At 45.1% G+C, this 19,352-nt stretch carries 19 protein-coding genes; 15 read left to right on the top strand and 4 right to left on the bottom strand.

Going from position 1 to position 19,352, the window contains the following annotated elements; all coding sequences use genetic code 11:
• Position 1 precedes the first annotated feature (1 nt).
• Positions 2 to 1,915 (top strand): B12-binding domain-containing radical SAM protein, encoded by a 1,914-nt coding sequence (locus B4V02_RS18165; RefSeq protein WP_094155844.1) that lies wholly within the window; start codon positions 2 to 4, stop codon positions 1,913 to 1,915.
• A gap of 181 nt (positions 1,916 to 2,096) precedes the next feature.
• A complete protein-coding gene (locus B4V02_RS18160; RefSeq protein WP_094155843.1) occupies positions 2,097 to 3,410 on the top strand; it encodes an alkaline phosphatase in 1,314 nt (437 codons plus the stop codon).
• A gap of 211 nt (positions 3,411 to 3,621) precedes the next feature.
• Here the strand turns inward: B4V02_RS18160 and B4V02_RS27240 are convergent, their stop codons facing one another.
• From B4V02_RS27240 to B4V02_RS18140, 4 genes are all read right to left on the bottom strand, one after another.
• Positions 3,622 to 3,678, bottom strand: a complete 57-nt coding sequence (locus B4V02_RS27240; protein ID WP_419179378.1) for a hypothetical protein — start codon at positions 3,676 to 3,678, stop codon at positions 3,622 to 3,624.
• 207 nt (positions 3,679 to 3,885) lie between these two features.
• A complete protein-coding gene (locus B4V02_RS18155; protein WP_043890852.1) occupies positions 3,886 to 4,176 on the bottom strand; it encodes a hypothetical protein in 291 nt (96 codons plus the stop codon).
• Between the two features lie 924 nt (positions 4,177 to 5,100).
• Entirely contained in the window at positions 5,101 to 5,706 is a 606-nt protein-coding gene (locus tag B4V02_RS18145) for a DedA family protein (RefSeq protein WP_094155841.1), read from the bottom strand.
• 17 nt (positions 5,707 to 5,723) lie between these two features.
• On the bottom strand, positions 5,724 to 6,299 hold the full coding sequence (locus tag B4V02_RS18140) for a class I SAM-dependent methyltransferase (RefSeq protein ID WP_007429457.1): 576 nt from the start codon (positions 6,297 to 6,299) through the stop codon (positions 5,724 to 5,726).
• Positions 6,300 to 6,565: 266 nt separating this feature from the next.
• On the opposite strand from B4V02_RS18140, the gene B4V02_RS18135 reads away from it, so the two are divergent.
• The 13 genes from B4V02_RS18135 (at position 6,566) to B4V02_RS18075 (ending at position 19,352) form a co-directional block, all read left to right on the top strand.
• The gene (locus B4V02_RS18135) at positions 6,566 to 7,399 is read left to right on the top strand and encodes a hypothetical protein (RefSeq protein ID WP_094155840.1); all 834 of its coding nucleotides are present in this window, start codon (positions 6,566 to 6,568) and stop codon (positions 7,397 to 7,399) included.
• Between the two features lie 51 nt (positions 7,400 to 7,450).
• Complete coding sequence (locus tag B4V02_RS18130) at positions 7,451 to 7,804, top strand: FlxA-like family protein (protein ID WP_094155839.1); 354 nt, start codon at positions 7,451 to 7,453, stop codon at positions 7,802 to 7,804.
• Between the two features lie 270 nt (positions 7,805 to 8,074).
• A complete protein-coding gene (locus tag B4V02_RS18125; protein WP_094155838.1) occupies positions 8,075 to 9,541 on the top strand; it encodes a hypothetical protein in 1,467 nt (488 codons plus the stop codon).
• A gap of 241 nt (positions 9,542 to 9,782) precedes the next feature.
• Complete coding sequence (locus tag B4V02_RS18120) at positions 9,783 to 10,211, top strand: GNAT family N-acetyltransferase (RefSeq protein WP_007429461.1); 429 nt, start codon at positions 9,783 to 9,785, stop codon at positions 10,209 to 10,211.
• A gap of 101 nt (positions 10,212 to 10,312) precedes the next feature.
• Positions 10,313 to 10,804 (top strand): 8-oxo-dGTP diphosphatase, encoded by a 492-nt coding sequence (locus B4V02_RS18115; RefSeq protein WP_094155837.1) that lies wholly within the window; start codon positions 10,313 to 10,315, stop codon positions 10,802 to 10,804.
• Between the two features lie 2 nt (positions 10,805 to 10,806).
• Positions 10,807 to 11,835, top strand: a complete 1,029-nt coding sequence (locus tag B4V02_RS18110) for a phosphotransferase family protein (RefSeq protein WP_094155836.1) — start codon at positions 10,807 to 10,809, stop codon at positions 11,833 to 11,835.
• Between the two features lie 19 nt (positions 11,836 to 11,854).
• Entirely contained in the window at positions 11,855 to 12,373 is a 519-nt protein-coding gene (locus tag B4V02_RS18105; RefSeq protein WP_094155835.1) for a GNAT family N-acetyltransferase, read from the top strand.
• Positions 12,374 to 12,550: 177 nt separating this feature from the next.
• Positions 12,551 to 14,053, top strand: a complete 1,503-nt coding sequence (locus B4V02_RS18100) for a thiol-activated cytolysin family protein (RefSeq protein ID WP_094155834.1) — start codon at positions 12,551 to 12,553, stop codon at positions 14,051 to 14,053.
• Between the two features lie 235 nt (positions 14,054 to 14,288).
• The gene (locus tag B4V02_RS18095; protein WP_007429466.1) at positions 14,289 to 15,323 is read left to right on the top strand and encodes an NAD(P)/FAD-dependent oxidoreductase; all 1,035 of its coding nucleotides are present in this window, start codon (positions 14,289 to 14,291) and stop codon (positions 15,321 to 15,323) included.
• Between the two features lie 205 nt (positions 15,324 to 15,528).
• On the top strand, positions 15,529 to 16,218 hold the full coding sequence (locus B4V02_RS18090; protein WP_094155833.1) for an HD domain-containing protein: 690 nt from the start codon (positions 15,529 to 15,531) through the stop codon (positions 16,216 to 16,218).
• A gap of 120 nt (positions 16,219 to 16,338) precedes the next feature.
• Positions 16,339 to 17,319: an ABC transporter substrate-binding protein gene (locus B4V02_RS18085; RefSeq protein WP_094155832.1), complete on the top strand. Its 981-nt coding sequence runs from the start codon at positions 16,339 to 16,341 to the stop codon at positions 17,317 to 17,319.
• A gap of 10 nt (positions 17,320 to 17,329) precedes the next feature.
• The gene (locus B4V02_RS18080) at positions 17,330 to 18,337 is read left to right on the top strand and encodes a FecCD family ABC transporter permease (protein WP_094155831.1); all 1,008 of its coding nucleotides are present in this window, start codon (positions 17,330 to 17,332) and stop codon (positions 18,335 to 18,337) included.
• On the top strand, positions 18,330 to 19,352 hold the full coding sequence (locus tag B4V02_RS18075) for a FecCD family ABC transporter permease (protein WP_094155830.1): 1,023 nt from the start codon (positions 18,330 to 18,332) through the stop codon (positions 19,350 to 19,352). The genes B4V02_RS18080 and B4V02_RS18075 overlap by 8 nt, the downstream gene beginning before the upstream one ends.

Raw genomic sequence — 19,352 nt, 5'->3', positions numbered from 1 at the left:
TATGAAAGTTATTTTATCAACGTTAAATGCAAAATATATCCATACCTCGCTGGCCATCCGCTGTCTCAAAGCCTACAGCGAAAAGGACTTTGACATCGAGCTGGCGGAGTACACGATCAAGGACCCGGTGATGAACATCGTTTCCGATTTGTTTCAGCGGGGAGCAGATGTCATCGGCTTCTCCTGCTATATTTGGAACATTGAAGAGACGATTAAAGTGATTGACGTGTTGAAAAAGATTATGCCCGAGGTCAAAATCGTACTCGGTGGTCCAGAGGTATCCTACGATACGGAGCACTGGATGAAGCGCTTAACGAATGTAGATTTCATCGTTGTTGGTGAGGGAGAAGAAACGTTTCATCAACTGCTCCAGGAGCTGGAGGGGGATCGCAAGTTCCATTTTGTGTATGGACTGGCTTACCGCAAGGGAGAAGAGGTCATTCTGATGCCGGGCCGCCCGAAGGCGGATTTGAACGAGCTGCCGTCGCCATACCGTTTTGCAGAGGATATACCGGAACTCGGGAAACGGGTTGTTTATTTTGAAACGAGCCGGGGTTGCCCGTTCAGCTGCCAATTTTGTCTGTCGAGCATTGAGGTTGGGGTACGTTATTACGATATTGAGCGCACGAAGTCGGATATTCTGTATCTGATTGACAACGGGGCCAAATTGATCAAGTTTGTAGACCGTACATTTAATATTAAACGGGACTATGCGCTGGAAATGTTCAAGTTTCTGATTGAAAACCATCGCGGCTGTGTCTTCCAGTTTGAGATTACGGCAGATATTATGCGTCCCGAGGTGCTGGATTATTTGGCGGAAAATGCGCCGCCAGGCATCTTTCGCTTTGAAATTGGTGTCCAATCGACGAACGACCCGACCAATGAGCTGGTTAAACGCCGGCAGAACTTTGCCAAGCTTTCCCGCACCGTTACGAAGGTCAAGCAAAGCGGCAAAATCGACCAGCATCTGGATCTGATCGCCGGACTGCCTCAGGAGGACTACAACACATTCCGCAAAACGTTTAATGACGTTTTTGCGCTTGGCCCGGAAGAGCTCCAACTCGGCTTCCTTAAAATGCTGCGCGGAACGGGGCTGCGTATTGACGCCGCCAAGTACAATTACACATACATGGATGTGGCACCTTATGAGATGCTGAGCAACGATGTCCTTTCCTTTGCCGATATCGTCCGGCTCAAGCGCCTGGAAGATGTTTTGGAGAAATACTGGAATTCCCATCGTATGGACCATACGGTGAACTATTTGATCGAGCGTGAATTTGCATCTGCCTTTGATTTCTTTCAAGAGTTTGGAGATTATTGGGAGGGGCAAGGCTGGCAAAAAATCGGCCACCAGCTCGAAGATTTGTTCACGCGTCTCCAGTCCTTTCTGGAATCGCGCGGAACGAAGCGAATGGATATCGTGCTTGGGCTGATGAAGCTCGATTATTTCCTGAACCATAAATACAAGCCGCGTAAGATCTGGTGGGAGCATACCCTGGAGAAGGACGACTGGTCCAGCTATATGAAAATGGTTCTCCAGCACCCGGATGCACTGCTGTCTCCTGTGGCTGCGGACGGTGTGGCAGAGACAGGCAAGCAACATACAGGTGGAACGAATGCTGCACAGGCTTCTTCTTCTACAGCTGCGGATGTTGATTCAGCTAAGAGCAGCCAGCAGTCGCAGCCATATCGCGAGATGATCCCGGCCTTCGCTTCCTTGAAGCTGGGTGAAAAGGAACTGCAAAAGCACGCTGTGCTGGATATTTTGCCGTTCAGTCTGGACCATATCCTGAGCGGGGGTGGCCCATTGACTGCTGAAGGGCGAACGCTGCTGCTGGTAGTCTATCAGCAAAACGAGCAGCAAAAGCCGCTGTATTATACCATGCCGATCGGCAAGGAAATTGCCGCGATTTAGCTGAAAATAGCTTTTAAAATTACAAAAGGCACCGACCTTGATTACAAGAGTCGATGCCTTTTTTGTGCTTTATGAAAACAATTTTTACATTCGCGTAATCTATTGCTTCATAAAATTTCACAAAACAAATATATGATTATTTCATCATGTATGAATAATAATCCTATTGGAGTGTGAGCCTGTGAAAAAGCGTTCAATGAAAAAGAGTATCCTTGCTTTAGGTGCAATTACCGTTTTGAGTGTGCCATTGTTATCCGCAGATATCCCTAACGCTTTTGCAGCCTCATCTAAAGCCAAGTCTACAACTGCACAGGCATCCAAAGGACAGAGCACAGCATCAGCTAAAGCCGCTGCTCCTAAAAATGTCATTCTTTTTATCGGCGATGGTATGGGAGAAGCAAGTCGCAACGCGATTCGTCTGGCCACGGTTGGAAAGTCGGGATTGCTTGAAATGGACAATATGCCTGTAACAGGCTTGGTCAGCACGAGTTCGGGGGACAACCTGGTTACGGATTCGGCAGCCGCAGCTACTGCAATTGCAACAGGTGTCAAAACATATAATGGCGCGATCGGGATGGATATGAATAAAAAACCAGTCACAACCATCATGGAGCTGGCCAAAAAAGCAGGCATGTCCACAGGTGTCGTGACGACAAGTCAAGTGACAGACGCAACCGGGGCAGCCTTTGGTGCGCATGTCGAGAAGCGTTCCGCTCAAAGTGAGATTGCCAAGCAGTATCTGGAAAAGAGCAAGCTGGATGTTATTCTGGGCGGTGGCGAGGATTTCTGGTATCCTGCAGGAACAGCAGGTAAACATCCAGATGCGCCAGCAGAAGATCCTGAGGAAGCTAGTAAGGGAACTCAAGGAAATCTGGTGGAGCAGGCCAAGAAATTGGGCTATAGCTATGTGACGGATCAGGCGGAAATGAAAGCAGCCAAAGGCTCTAAACTGCTCGGATTGTTCGCCAATGAAGAAATGTTCCAAGCTCACAACAAGCTCGGCAACTCATACAATCCAACGGTTTCTTTGCCGGATATGACAACAAAAGCGATTGACGTTCTTTCCAAAAACAAAAAAGGTTTTTTCCTGATGGTGGAAGAGGAAGGAACTGACGAGATGGCGCATGATAATGAAGGTGAATTAACGATCAAGGCCGGGCAACAGCTGGATAAGGCTGTTAAAGTAGCTAAGGACTATGCCAAAGCACATCCAGATACATTAGTTCTGGTGACGGCAGACCATGAAACAGGCGGTTTGGCGATTGAAGGTAAGGATGCGAAAGATGAAGTCGACGATGGTACAACCAATGAAGACGGTCCTTTCACCATTCACGGCACGGACGAAACGTTTTATATTGATTGGACGACAAAAGGACACACCGCAGTAGATGTGGCATTGACTGCAATGGGACCCGGCTCCTCTCAATTTACCGGCAATTATCCGAATACTGCCATTCATGACAAGCTGATTAAGCTGCTTCAATTAAAGAAGTAGCTCAGGGTGTGAAAGCCGCCCCTTAAAAGATTTTCCATATTGGCAATATGGTTTTTCCTGTGATAAACTAAAGCTAATAAGTATATACTGAAAAAGAGTAAGGATGCAGCCAACATCCTCACTCTTTTAACAACAGCCGCTTATAAGGGCGGTGGCTGTTCAAAAAGTTTTAGTCAGTGAAATAGACCGCTAACCTTTTCCAGAGGGCGGTCTACTTCTTTTTGTTGAAGGAAATAATCAAGATCACCAACGTTGCAAATTGAATCATCAACATCAGCGTATCTTTAACCTCCACAGGCCTCACCTCCTTTGCAGGAGACTAGCCGACCGCCCATCTAAGCCATTCTGTTGTTAGTTTATAGTATATCATATGGATAGTATTGCTAAAAAGGACAAAAATGAAAACGCCTGTTTCTAGGCGTTTTTTGTTTTTCCAAAAGATATATTTATAAAGTTAAAAATCATTATGTAGTTCTTAACCAGTATGGGTGTTACGTAACTCATCTAAAAATTGCATAGCATCTTTGAATCCCTGTAAATATATTTGGTTCTCCAGAATAGATTGTAGAGAGATTTGGGCATCTTCATATAAAAACAGGGTATGTTCGAGATGCTCGGGAACGGATTCACGGATTTGTTGAAAATACTGGTTGCTCTCCGTGGAAAATTGGTTGTATTCCGGTATGGTCTTAGAAAGATTATTATACAATGTTTCTAAACGGTTTCTGATTATGGGTTCAATTAATATTTCTAAAGAATTAGACATGATTTGCAAACCTCCGGAGGGAAAATATTTTAATGTGGGATGACAAAATATCATGTAAATATTGTATCATTACATAGCAGTTTGGTATACCGAAAGGTGACATCATAGTGACATCAAATCAATAGGAAATTTCAATAAATATCGAATATTTTGTGAACATTCTTAATTTGACTTAAAATGATAAGTAAAAAAAGGAAAATTATATCTTTTTCAGTCGATCATTTTTATTATTGTACACAATTGTATCCTTTGTTTTCTTCTATTTCGATGAAATGATCTTGGACGTGGATGAAGAGTACGAAAACGAAGGATCTCCCAACTATTATTGAATGCTGCTCAGCAACATGCAAGCTTACAGGAGCTAGGGTATAGGGTAACGACAGGAAAGAATAATGTTACAGCCCAAAGAGTGTATGAAAGAAGCCAATATATCAAGGATGGGGAATTTTATCATTATGATCTGGCTCTATAGTCCTGTCATATGAGGAATAAAGTCTATATAAGCCGAACTGAAAAAATGTATATGGAAAACGGAGTAGACGGAATGGTGCTGTACAAGCGAAGCGGTCGCTTTTGTCCCCGGATTTCTACCGATGAAAGACTTAATTCAAGAAATCCGGGGGCGGTGGCGATGGGAAGCACTATCCGTCTGCGTAGTGGCACTAAGGTAACTTTTAAACTCGCTTATATAATTATCCAAGCAATAAAAACACGCAATTACGTAAAATCGGTTATAATGAGGTGAGAATAATTAAGGAGCCGTGCTCTAACACGGCTCCAGCATACAGCAACTGCATAAAGAGCAGTCGGCCGCGAAAGATAAGGTCGAGAATAGACCGTTTACCTTTGGTCAGGGCGGTCTATTTCTTTTTCATGTAGGTAAGTAACGCCAGAATGAACATGCCGAACATGCTTTACCCCAAATTACTCCTCTGTTGCTTTCTTCCCCCACACATATTTCATGATGAAAAATATAAAGGTCAGTACAATGAGAAGCAAAGTGACCTGCAAGCCATAATGATGTATCAGTTCTCCAACTGTCTGTACATGCTTGCCAAAGAAACGTCCGAGCAGAAAGAAGATCAGCGTCCAAACCAAGCCGGTTGAATAAGAGAAAAGCGCATAGCGTTTGAAGCTTATTTTATTGATCCCGACAATGTAAGGAATAATGTGACGGACGATGGGCAGCAAATAACTGATGCAAATCGTGAAATTTCCATACTTATGTACTAAATTTTCCGAAAACGTAATGTACTTTTCCATTTTTTTCTTTCGTCGTAAACGGTCCAAAACGGATATACCTAACATTCTCCCCAATACATAACCTAAGGATAAGCCCGATATAACCCCAAGATATACCATTACAAAAGCGGGTAGCGGATGAAGTATACCCATGCTTGTTACAGCCCCGCCAGTCATCACAACAACTTCGTCTGGAATGGGCAGCCCTACGATTCCGAGCCATAGAGTAAAGAATAATGCCGCATAGCCGTACTGTTCAATGATGGAAATTAAATATTCAACATCCATACCCATTACCCCCTTGCTTATGCTTTCTTCCGGCATACATAGACGAATGCGGGGGGAATGTTCATGGGCACAAACTTGATCTCTTCAATATCAAACCATTCACCTAACTGCTGCTTCATTTGTTTAGAATATTGAAAGGCGACGAACATTCCTCCATCTCTGAGCGATAGATGAATTTGCTCTACGATCTGATCTCGCATGGCTTGTGGGAAATTAAAAAAGGGCAGCCCGCTTATTATGCAGTCTAGCTGCTCAATTTCGGCATTTTTTATGGCAAGCTGAAGCTCGCGTGAATCGGAATAACACAGATAATTCGGGAACCTTCTTTTTAGGCTCTGCTGCATGGTCTGATCCTTCTCGAACAGCAGCACCTTGGTTTGAGCTCTTGCGGCAGGAGAAATATATTGTGTAATCGCTCCCGTGCCAGCCCCAAGCTCGGCGACGGCATGAACTTCACTCCAAGGAATGGATTCAATCATTTTTTTAGCCAGAAATCTGGAGCTTGGTGTTATGCTTCCCACATATGTAGGTGAATGCAAAAATTTGAATAAGAACATAAATCTCTCGTGAACCAAATGACTAATACGGATCATGAACCGTTCCCCTTCTTTCAGTTTTCTGAATACGTTCGTTTATTCTCTGCTAAGAGTAACAAATTATCCCTATACTTACTCCTGTCTGGAGTAGGGTTCATATCCCCGCCCTGCGGCGGGGATTTTCCTTGACTATAGTCTAGGTCTTAGGAGGGGGATGATCATTCAGTTATCCTTCAGCGTATCCTCAGGCTATATTCAGTTTTGCTACCGATGAAAGGTAGGTGTACTGCTAAAAATTTATGTACACAGAGAGGGGACCTACTTTGTCACTATCCATTAACAGGCATCTAATCACGACTTCCTACGATCATTCGAATACGGTGAAGTCAAACGAGAACGGGTTAAATAACACGGCTCACACTACACACAGGAAATCTAACGATTCACTCGAATTGAGCAAGGAATTTGCAGAATACGCAGGAGGAATGCAGACACCGCTACCTACGGAAAACTACAGTAACGTTTACGACAGAAGCCAGGATACTTTTACACTAACTATGGACCAACAAAAAACGCTGTTGTCTGATCTGCAAAGTTATTTGACGTCTTCAAGTACGACTTCTGAAGCAGATGAACTCACCAACAGCACGAAAAATCCATTGGCTTCGATTACTGACTTATTATCGGGTGTGGATCTTTCCACGGCAACGGATGAGGAGGTATCAGATCTATTTGATAAGGTAGCAGAAACGATTCAAAATAATCGTCCTGCACCGCCGCCTGAAGGGGGCCCATTCCAGCCAGAAGCTGATAGCAGTGGTCTGCCACCTATGATGCAAGCCATGGGCGGAATTATGCCTCCATTTGCATGGAATATCCAGGAGACCTCCAACCAAGAGGATCATAGTACCTCATCTGAACAAGAGCTTACGATAGATGAAAAAAGATCCTTGCTGAGTGATCTGCAAAGCATCCTGAGCTCCAGTGCTGTATCCGGGTCGACCACTTTGGAGAATGATCCAGAAACAGATCTGCTCTCTGCCCTGAAAAACGCAATGGGAAATACTGACGAATCGAATGCGTCCGATGAGGAAATATCGGCTTTATTTGATAAAATCGCTAAGATTTTTGAGCAATCTGTTTCATCGTCATCGTAAGTACTTTTATAAAGGTGAGGATTTTTCCAAATCCTGAAAGGGGAAAATGATATGAATATTTCGTCGACATCCAGCAGTCCTATATCTGTTGCAAGCACTTCATCTTTATCCAGCACTAACGATACAGCCAGCCTGGAAAAGCACAAAGCTCAACTTGAAGCGGAATACAATAAAGTACAGCAGAGTAAGGATAATAAAGAAACAAAAGAAACGAAAATGAAGCAGATTCAGCAGCAGATCAAACAAATTGAAGCTCAAATTGCACAGCAAAGCTCTCAATTCAGCAGCACATCAGCTGCAAAAGTGGAAAAGTCCGTTCCAAGCAACACAGAAGCGCCCCGTATCAACAATGCTAACAGCAGCGATATTACGGGCATTGGAAAATCACTGGATATTTCGATTTAAACCATTCGCCACTTCTCTTGTACGATAGACAATAAGCCGATAGATTTTTGAAGTTAGCAGGCTCTCCGCTCACCGGAGGGTCTGCTTTTTTAGCATTCAGCAAACCTTCAGTGAGCGCTCATTTTATTTTCAACCTGCTGTTCTAAGATGAATGTGTAGCCGATAAGGACAAGCATTGCACGCCCTATGAGCTACTCACTACCTTGTAAATACATCAAGTCCAAGCATACAGTTCCACCCAATTAAACTCTATGAAAAGGGATGATTGTAATGAAAAAGAAATTGAATGTTATGGCTACAGCTGTACTGCTGGCTTCCATTACTGCATCATACGCTTATGCCAGCTCATCGACAGACGATACGACCGAAGTTTCTACTTCGACGTCTGTAGCTGCCACTCAAGAGGACTCCTCTACAACAACTTCTACAGACAGTACCACCACAGATACCAGTGCAACGGTAGAGGCACCTCCTGAGGGAACACCCCCGGATGGCGAACCGCCAAGCGGAAAACCAGGTGAAGGCTCAGACAGCTATACAGACAACGGAACAGCAAAGTACACACAAAGCGGTAAAAGTGTAACCCTGACCAAGCAGACGATTGCAGCTGATCAGGCAGATCAGTCAATTGTCAAGGTAACTGATAGTGGCAAATTAACACTTACCAAGTCCACCTTGTCTAAAAAAGGCGCAACATCATCGGATGATTACAGCAACTTTTATGGCCTGAACGCCGGAGTTTTGGCCGCTTCTGCCAGCACTATTCAGTTGTCGGATTCTACCGTTAAGACGGATGCCGATGGGGCCAATGCTGTTTTTGCAACAGGCGAAGGTTCTACCATTCATGTGAAAGATGTGACCATTCAGACCAGCGCCAATTCCTCGCGTGGACTGGATGCTACCCTAAAGGGAACGGTTAATGGAACGAATGTTAAAATCAAAACGGCTGGGGAGCATTCCGCCGCTATTGCGACAGACCGGGGAAATGGTACGATCAATGTAACCAAGGCAACAGGCAAAACGACAGGAAAAGGTTCCCCTGGTATCTATTCAACAGGCACTATCACAGTGTCCAATTCGGATTTAAAAGCAACCGGATCGGAAGCTGCCGTCATTGAAGGCAGAAACAGCATTACAGTTAATAACACCAGTTTGTCCGGAGAGGTAGATCGTGGAGTTATGCTGTACCAAAGCTTCTCGGGTGATGCCGAGGTCGGAACCACCGTCTTTACGATGAATGGCGGTACATTGACAGCCAAAGCAGGCCCTATCTTTTACTCTACCAATACAGAAGCGGTGGTTAATCTGAAAGGGGCCACATTAAAAGGAAATACAGGCGTGCTGCTGAACGCTGCTGCGGATAGATGGGGGACCACAGGCTCTAACGGAGCTAATGTAACGCTTAACGCAGACAACCAAACATTGCCGGGCAGCATCACTGCTGACAAAATCAGCTCCATTACAGCTAACCTGAAAAACAAGACAACCCTGAAGGGGGCTATTAATCCGGAAAACACAGCCAAATCGGTTGACTTAACGCTGGACAAAACGAGCAAATGGATCGTTACAGCGGATTCCTATCTGACCACTTTGACAGACAGTGATGCTAAACTCTCAAACATCGTAGATAACGGACACACGATTTATTATGATGCAAGTGCGAGTGCAAATAGCTGGTTGAACGGGGAGACGATTTCGTTGTCCGGCGGCGGCAAACTGACTCCAGTCAGCAATTGATGAGCAGCTAGATGATAGAGGTCAGTCATTAAATCTATCCTCATAAAGCAGTTGCAGGTCTAACAACCCGGCAGCTGCTTTTTACGTCTACTTAAGTATTTTGCATACATACCTCCAAAGATCGCCCCTGAATCCAGACTTTCAAAAATGAAGTAAGTGACTAGGCTTGCAAAAAAATATACAATATATAACAGTAGAACCCTGTTTTAATGACACATTGGAAAATTGGAGGATTTATGTCATGACGCTGAGAACTCAAATGAGTCGGAGCAGTAGAGATGAAGCGCGTTTGGTCAGAAACAAATTGATTGAATTTAATGCGAAACATGTACCTGCAGATATTCGAACCCAGTATGAAGAGATTAATCTTATTCTCAAAGATGAAGACGGCCAGGTCATTGGCGGCCTCCTAAGTGTACTGTGCTGGAACTGGGTAGAGGTTGATATTTTGTGGGTAGATCAGCGCTATAGAGGAGCGGGCTATGGCTCGCAGCTGCTTGGTGAAATCGAACAAATCGCTAAAGATAAAGGCTGTACGTTTATTCAGCTTAACACGTTTACTTTTCAAGCACCCGAATTTTATGAAAAGCATGGATACGAAGTGGTCGGTGTCATTGATGACGCTCCCCGAGGCTTTAAACACTACTATTACAAGAAAAATATCTACTGAGGCGTTGCCTTTGAAATCATAGGATTACAATTGTTTGACGAGGGATTGTGACAACTCGTAGCGATTGCGCTAGAGTAAGAGAAGAATGAATAAAGAAGGGTTTGATCGGATTGACCACGGAAGTGACACACAAATTATATACCATGTGTATGGTTCAGGACGGAACCAAGGTATTGCTCATTAATAGACCGGATAAAAAGGGTTTTCCAGGCTACATTGCCCCAGGAGGGAAAGTAGAGTTTCCAGAGAGTATTGTGGATGGGGCTATTCGTGAAGTGAAGGAAGAAACGGGATTAACGGTTAAGGAAATTATATTTAAAGGAATTGACGAATATTGTGACCCGAGCCAAGGGCTGAGATACATGGTATTTAACTATTTGGCTACAGCAACGGAAGGTGAACTATTGAATAATCCCCCCGAGGGAGAGCTGCTATGGGTGGATATGAAGGAGGCGCTCAACCTGCCGATGCAGGATTGGTTCAAGCGGAGATTTCCCTTGTTTTTCGAGCCGGGAACGTTCGAGAATAGTCTCGTGTGGCTGGCGGATACGGACGAAACCCTCGAAGCAACGATTAAAAATTATGGGGTATAGAGATGACGACGACGATTTATTTTTCATCTAATCGGCTAGGAGAGGTTACGGATAATCAATTGCAGAGGGTGCTGGATCGTTTCGATTTGGGGCGTCTGCTGTCTTCCGAAAAAACGGCAGAAGGAGTGATGGGACAAACCCTCTATATTTCGTCAACGGCCGGACAGTTTGTGTTAAAGGGAAACCCGCTTTTTTCGGGACAATGGGTGGAAGAAAGGTATATGGTGGAGCAGCTGCACAGACGGACTTCAATTCCTGTGCCGGCACCGTATCTGGTGGATGATACGGAGGACATTTTTGGCTGGAGCTACGCCATTATGCCCCGTTTATACGGGGAGCACATACATACACTTGAACCGCAAGCCAAGCTGACTTCACTGGATAAACAGCAAATAGCTGAAAAGCTTGCTGTTGCCCTGCTGGAGCTTCATAGCTGGAAGGTTAAGAACAGTGGGGAGCTGGATACAGCGACTCTGGCCATTCGCCCTTTTGAAATCTCTTATCAGGCATGGTTGTATGCAAGAATTCGATACTGGCTAGAGGATGCCCAAAAATACTCGGACATTACTGCACAGGATCTGGAATGGGTAGAGGAAATGTTGGAAGGCTCACGTCAAGCATTCGATCAACTGGAAGCGGCCGCATTTGTGATGGGGGATTTTAAACCGCAAAATGTTCTTGTGCAGAACGGGGAAAACGGCTGGAGAATTAGTGGGCTTTTTGATTTTACGACAGCTTATTTTGGCGATGGGGTTGCAGACCTTCCGAAGATAACTACCATGTATCTGGAAAACGGGGAGAAAGAGCTGGCCCAACATTTTCTTGCCGTTTACTTCAAAGGGATGAACGCCAAAGAAGGATTTATGGAGCGATTCCGGGTACATATGCTGCATCAACAAATTCTCAACTGGGGATGTGCCAAAGCGATGAAGCAAGTCACTTGGGATGACAAGCTCTCTTTTGCAGAATGGGCCCAAACATTCACGGACGTTGACATATTTAAATCATGGGCAGATCATTCAAACATATAAAGTGAAGGAAGTGAGTGGCATGCAAACCGTCCAATTGGTAGAGCCTGCTCGGGAATGGAGGAAAGCGTATCTTTCATTTTTTGAAGAATGGAAAAAGAGCCAGGAGCCAATGGTGCCTTGGGTGATTTCTATAGAGCCGTATGATTTTGAAGGAATGCTGACGTTTTTAAGTAATCAGAAACATGGAATTGACCTGTCTGCAGGCTGGGTTAAAAGCTCCACATACTGGCTTGTAAATGCAAGTGAGCAGGTGGTTGGTGCGGTGAATATCCGGCATGAACTCAACGAACACCTATTCAATGCAGGGGGACATATTGGTTACGGTATCCGTCCTTCGGCACGGGGAAACAGATACGCTGTTCGCATGCTGGCCTTGGCGCTGGAGAAAGCAAAAGAGCTGGGTATTACGAAAGCCTTGGTCGTATGCGACTCCGAGAATATTGCCTCCAGAAAAACAATTATCCGCAACGGCGGAATGCCGGACACAGATTACATAGAAGAAGACGGAAACCGTGTAAACCGGTTTTGGATCGAATGATAGGCTGAACACGCTATAGATGCAGGACATGCTTGATTATGAAAACGATTACAAATTGGAAAAAAATAAAAAATTAATGTATAAATTACAGGAGTGTTTCTGGACATCTAACATTTTTTAGGCGAGTACCGATAAAACAAAATATAATACCATTTTTTTGTATAAGGAGAGTTTCAAATGAAAAGTAAAAGTTTTATGAAGGGAACAAGGGTACTCGTTAGTTTACTGGTAAGCTTTCAGGTGTTTACTTACTCAAGTATTTCTTTCGCTGCTCCAAACGAACTCCATGATATTGATGCCGGAATCGCTAATCTGAATTATGATCGCAACGTGGTCTTGAGTACAAAAGGCGATCAAATCAACAGCTTTGTTCCCAAAGAAGGCCGCCAAGCAAATGATAAATTTATCGTAGTAGAACGGACTAAAAATACGATCGCAACTTCACCCATGGATATCTCCATTGTTGACTCAATTGCAAATCGTACTTATCCAGGCGCCATACAGCTTGCAAATGAAGACTTTGTGAATAATCAGCCCAATTTGGTTATGACTGCCAGAAAACCGTTGGATATCAGCATTGATCTTCCTGGCTTAAAGAGTGAAAATACAATAACGGTTCAAAATCCAGCATACGGCAGCGTTTCTGGGGCCATTGCTCAACTCCTGTCGACCTGGGATGAAAAGTATTCCAGTACCCATACATTGCCTGCGAGATTACAATACTCGGAAGCTATGGTACACAGCGAAAGTCAAATTGCCAGTGCGCTGAATGTAAACGCCAAGGTGCTTGACAATACGCTTGGAATCGACTATAGCGCAGTAGCAAGCGGTGAGAAAAGGGTAATGGTTGCTGCTTACAAACAAATTTTTTATACCGTAACCGCTGCTTCTCCCAACAATCCATCAGACCTGTTTGACGACAGTGTGACGTTTGCCGAATTAGTCCGTAAAGGGGTAAGTGATGAAACTCCGCCATTAATGGTATCCAATGTCGCTTACGGCCGAACTATTTACGTGAAGCTAGAAACGGATTCAAAGAGCAGTGACGTACAAACGGCATTTAAATTACTGCTCAAAGATCCTAGCATACAAACTAGCGGAAAGTACAAGGACATCTATGAAAAAAGCTCGTTTACAGCTGTTGTATTAGGCGGAGATGCGCAAGCACATAACCAGATTGTCTCGAAAGACTACTCCGTTATTCAGGAAGTAATCAAGGACAATGCAGAATATAGCAGCAAAAATCCAGGTTACCCTATTTCGTATACGAGTGTTTTTTTGAAAGATAATTCCATAGCTGCGGTTCACAACAATACAGAGTATGTTGAGACGAAAACAACGGAATATACCAAAGGGAAAATCACACTTGACCATAGTGGCGCTTATGTGGCCCGCTTTGAAGTATCCTGGGATGAGTTTACATTTGATGAAAATGGGCAAGAGATCATTACTCATAAAACCTGGAAAGAAAATAGAAAAAATAAAACAGCGCATTACTCGACAGTGATCCCAATTCCGGCTAATGCCAAGAACATTAGAATTTTCGCCGAGGAGTGCACAGGGCTTGCCTGGGATTGGTGGAGAACCGTTATAGATGAGACTAACGTTCCGTTAACCAGCGATATAAAAGTATCCATTTGGGGAACGACATTATATCCTAAATCATCCATTAATCACTAGAAGAGCCCCCGCTTGTTCGCTTATTGTTGTATGGAATAAATAAAATGTGGCGAAAACTTATACATTCTTTACGTGTAAACGGAACCTGTCAGGCACTGGCCTGACGGGTTATTTAATTAAGCAACAGCAATATCAATAAAACTTTGTCATGTTTTTATTTCTTAATTGATATTGATAATTATTATCACCTATAATAGAAGCAGACAGATTACGCTAAGATAGGGAGAGTTGCAGAGTGACAGAGTCCTTGGAATTATATGATGTAACGATTATCGGCGGTGGTCCTGCCGGAATGTATACCGCATTTTATAGTGGAATGAGAGATATGAAAACCAAGCTGATCGAAGCCAAGCATGAGCTGGGCGGACGGATGCGCATATACCCGGAGAAGATGATATGGGATGTTGGGGGAGTAACCCCGATTTTATGTGAAAAGCTGATCGACCAGTTGGAGCAGCAGGCGCGAACATTCGAGCCTACGATTGTGCTGGGGCAGCAGATTACAGGCTTGGATCGGCAAGATGATGGAACCTTCCTGCTGACCTCTGCAACAGGGGAGCAGCATTGGACCCGTACCGTTATACTGGCAGTAGGCTATGGCATTCTCAAAATGGCCAAGCTGGAGATTGAAGGGGCCGACCGTTATGAGGTTACGAACCTGCATTATACCGTGCAGGAGCTGGAGCCGTTCCGGGGCAAGCATGTTCTGATTTCCGGCGGAGGCAATTCGGCGGTGGATTGGGCGAATGAATTGGAGTCTATTGCGGCGAGTGTGACCGTCGTACATCGGCGGGATCATTTTGGCGGACATGAAAAAAATGTAGCTCGTATGAAAACGTCTTCGGTCCAAGTCCTCACGCCTTATGCAGTGAGTCAGCTACATAGCAGCAACGGAGAAACGATTGAGCAGGTGACGATCAGTCATGTAGAGACGGGTGAAACCCAGATACTGAATGTCGATGCTGTTATCGTGAATCATGGTCTGAAATCCGATTTCGGTCCGATTCGGGATTGGGGACTGGATATGGGAGAGTGGCATGCCCGGGTGAGTGAAAAGCTGGAAACGAATGTACCTGGGATTTTTGCCGCAGGTGATTTTGTCGAGTACGGAAGCAAGCTGTATCTGATTGCAGGTACGTTCACGGATGCTGCCCTTGCACTGAATAGTGCCAAGCTATACATTGATCCTTCAGCAGACAAAGCGGCTTATGTATCCTCCCATAACAGCCGTTTCAAGGAAAAGAACCGTGAGTTGGGTGTCTTGGAGTAGGCAACGGGAACAGGCTGAATATGAATAGAATAAGCAGGGCATAAAGGAGCTTCCAGGACCATTAGATGTGGTTCTGGAAGTTTTTTATATACATTTTTTGAGTTCAGCCTATATAGTAGATGTGGAGCTGCTGATGAGGATATGTATGCTTTGAAACATTATATTAGCCTGCCATGGAATGTATGGCGGGATCGGAAGGTGACCTATGGAAAAACGAACAGAGCAACAGGCAGCTGTTATGGCAGATATTATTCAAAAGGCTGAACACTTTGTACAGCAGCAGCTGGAGCATGATCACAGTGGTCACGATTGGTTTCATATTGACCGGGTAAGAAAGCTATCCCTTGCTATTGCTGCCCAAGAGGGCGGAGATTCGTTTGTTTGTGAATTGGCAGCACTGCTGCATGATGTAGCAGATGAAAAATTAAATGATTCCAAACAAGCGGGGCTGGACAAAGTTGAGCAGTGGCTACGCCTGCACGTAAGTGATTCTGGAGTTATCACGCACGTGATGACTATTATTGCGACAATGTCGTACAATGGCGGCCAAAATCCACCGATGGAAACGCTGGAGGGTCAGGTTGTGCAGGATGCAGACCGGCTGGATGCTCTTGGAGCGATCGGTATTGCGAGAACCTTTATGTATGCAGGCTCAAAAGGCACTATGATGCATCACCCGGATAAAGATTTTTCACAGCACGACTATCGTGCCGCAGGCAAAAGCGCCATCTACCATTTTTACGAAAAGCTGTTGAAGCTCAAGGATTTAATGAATACTGCTTATGGCAAACAACTGGCGATGACCCGGCATCAGTGGATGGAGATGTACCTGGAGCAATTCTATAGGGAATGGAATGTGGATGATATCAAAAAGGGAGGAGAAAACATTTTTTGATAAATATTAGAAAAATTATTGCAATAGAGTGATTTCTCTCCTACTATTGATAATAGTTATCATCGATAATGATAACTATTATCAATAATTTTAAGTATATAGAGGGGAGTCATTCAGGTTATGAAGAAATTTGCAGTAGGGGTGTGTACCCTATTATCGGCAAGTTTGCTGTTGACGGCATGTGGTGGAAAGGGACAGGAGGCGGATCGCTCGGTACAAAGTAATACCAATGCATCGACGCAGACGTCCGTTTCCGATCAAGCGAGTAGCAAGACTATTACATATCTCGATAAAACGTACCAACTGATCAAGACGGATCATATTATTGTAGCTAGTCTGGAAGCGATGGAAGATGCGGCTGTCCTGGGAGTAAAGCCGACTGGGGCGGTCACTTCAGGAGGGAAGTTCCCTAAATATATGGAAAAAGCGATGGAAGGAGCCACAGATGTCGGTGACCGGATGCAGCCAAGTGCTGAAGCGATCCTGAAGCTGAAGGCGGATGTGATTCTGGGCAGTTCCAAATTTCGGCCAGCAGTGGCAGAACAGTTAGGTAAAGTGGCTACATTGATCCCAGTATCTCACATTTCAACAAACTGGGAAGCGAACCTGCTAATGATGGGACAGCTTACGGGCAAAGAGGCAAAAGCGGAGGAAATACTGAGCAAGTACAAGCAAGACGTGAAGGCGGCCCAACAAAAACTCAAGCCATTATGGGAAAACAAAAAGGTGCTTATGGTGCGGATTCGTACAGGCAATCTGTATGTATATCCTGCTAATGTGTATTTCAATCCTTCGCTGTATGTTGATCTGGGAGCTAAGGTGCCGGAAGAGTTAAATGGAGTCAAAGCACAAGAGGCGGTTTCCCTGGAGAAATTGGCTGATATGAATCCGGATTATCTTTTCGTGCAGTTTTCAGAAGGAGAAAACAAGGACCAGCCGCAGGCATTGGCTGATCTTGAAAAGAATCCGATCTGGAGCAGTATCAATGCCGTTAAGAACGGGAAAACCTTCGTCAACATTGTAGATCCCAATGCTCAGGGCGGCACCTCATGGAGCAAAATTGCCTTTTTGGAAGCGGCTGTAAACCGACTTTCGCAGTAAAGGAAGGAACATGGGAAAAAAGCTGATTTCTCCTTACCTTGTCATCTTCATTGCCCCCTTGTTTATCGTTTTAACCATGCTGCTTTCTGTGATGTATGGAGCTAAAACGATAGGATGGGAGACGATAATTGCTGCCTTTTTCCATTTTGATGCCGGAAATGTGGATCATCAGGTTGTTTTAAGCTCGCGTCTGCCCAGAGCAGTCGGCTCTATATTGATTGGCGCTTTTCTCGCTATTTCAGGTGCCATTATGCAAGGAATGACGCGAAACTTTCTGGCTTCACCCTCTATTATGGGCGTGTCGGATGGGGCTGCGTTTGTGATTACACTGATGATGATTTTGGCACCGAACTCCACTTCCATGAGCCTGATCGTCAGTTCTTTTGTGGGATCAGCCCTGGGGGTAGCAGTTGTATTTGGTTTAGCCTGGATGATCCCCGGTGGCCTTGCTCCTGTTCGCATGGCTATTCTGGGAACGATCATCGGCACGTTTTTAAGTAGCCTGTCGGCCATTCTTTCCATTTATTTTAATGTATCGCAAAATGTAAGCTTCTGGTTTAATGCCCGTCTGCACCAAATGGACCCCGGACTTATTCAACTGGCTATTCCTTTTGCCATGGTGGGAATTGTGGGGGCGACGCTGCTTGCCAAGTCCATTACATTGCTGTCGCTGGGTGACGAAGTCGCCACAGGCCTGGGACAACGGACACTGCCAATCAAGCTGGGGGCCATGCTCTGCGTTGCATTGCTGACGGGTGTTTCTGTAGCGCTGGCAGGGAAAATTGCTTTTGTGGGCTTATTGATTCCGCACATCACCAGATATGTAATCGGAGTGGATTATCGGTGGGTCATTCCATGTTCTGGCTTGATCGGTGGCGTTTTTTTGGGCATGTCTGATGTGTTGAGCCGTTTTCTTAATTATCCGTTTGAAACGCCCATTGGTGTGGTTACCTCGGTCATTGGCATCCCGTTCTTTCTGTATTTAATACGCAGAAAAGGAGGGGGAGAGCATGCGTAAAATCAGTGCGATGCGGCTGTGGCTCGTTCTGACAGGCGGAGCTTTGCTTATTTTAGCGGCCGCCTATATTAGTCTGACCCATGGAGAGTTCGACATGACCCTTCAGGAAGTGGTTCAGACACTGTTCCGTACCAGCCCTACTCCGCAGATGGATTTGGTTATTTTTGATTTTCGACTACCGCGTATTGTGATTGCGGCCTTGGTCGGTCTGGGGCTTGGGATTGCTGGAGCAGCGGTACAGGGGGTTACGCGGAACGGCTTGGCCGATCCCGGTATTTTAGGCATTAATGCAGGTGCGGGGGCGGCAATCGTTATATTCATGTTCTTTTACCAAGGACAAATGGAGACGACGGGCTGGACTACAGCCCTAGCTATGCCTTTTTTTGGCCTGATTGGAGGCTTGGTGGCTGCGCTGCTAATCTATTTATTTGCCTGGAAAGCAGGGCGTCTTGATCCGCAGCGTCTGCTTCTCGTGGGCATCGCGATTGGCTCCGGCTTCGGTGCCTTGACCTTGTATCTGTCACTGAAGATGAAAGCCACGGATTTTGAAATGGCGACAGTATGGATGTCGGGAAGTATTTGGAGTGCTGATTGGAAGCTGGTTGCCGCCGTCATTCCTTGGCTGGTCATTTTAGTCCCCGTCATTTGGCTAAAATCGTATGTTCTGGATCTATTTCAATTGCATGAAAATACGGCCCAAAGTCTCGGTGTTGCGACCGAAAGGGAAAAGTCCGTTCTCCTATTGTCCAGCATTGGACTGGTTAGTGCCTGTGTGTCTGTTTCGGGGGGAATCGGTTTTGTAGGCTTGTTGTCCCCTCATATTGCCAGAAGGCTGGTTGGACTTCATCATCGTCATGTCATTCCCGTATGCGGTATGGTGGGGATGGTGCTGGTACTATTATCTGATTTTGTGGCCAAAACGGTGGTCGCGCCTGCGGAAATTCCCGTTGGGCTGATTATTGCGGTGATCGGAGTCCCTTATTTTGTAGTCTTGCTTATGAAAAAAACGGCCTGA

It is taken from the genome of Paenibacillus kribbensis (assembly GCF_002240415.1).
In the GTDB taxonomy this organism is placed as follows: Bacteria; Bacillota; Bacilli; order Paenibacillales; family Paenibacillaceae; genus Paenibacillus; species Paenibacillus kribbensis.
Note: the sequence above shows the minus strand (reverse complement) of the source record. Positions and strands in the feature narration are given on the sequence as shown.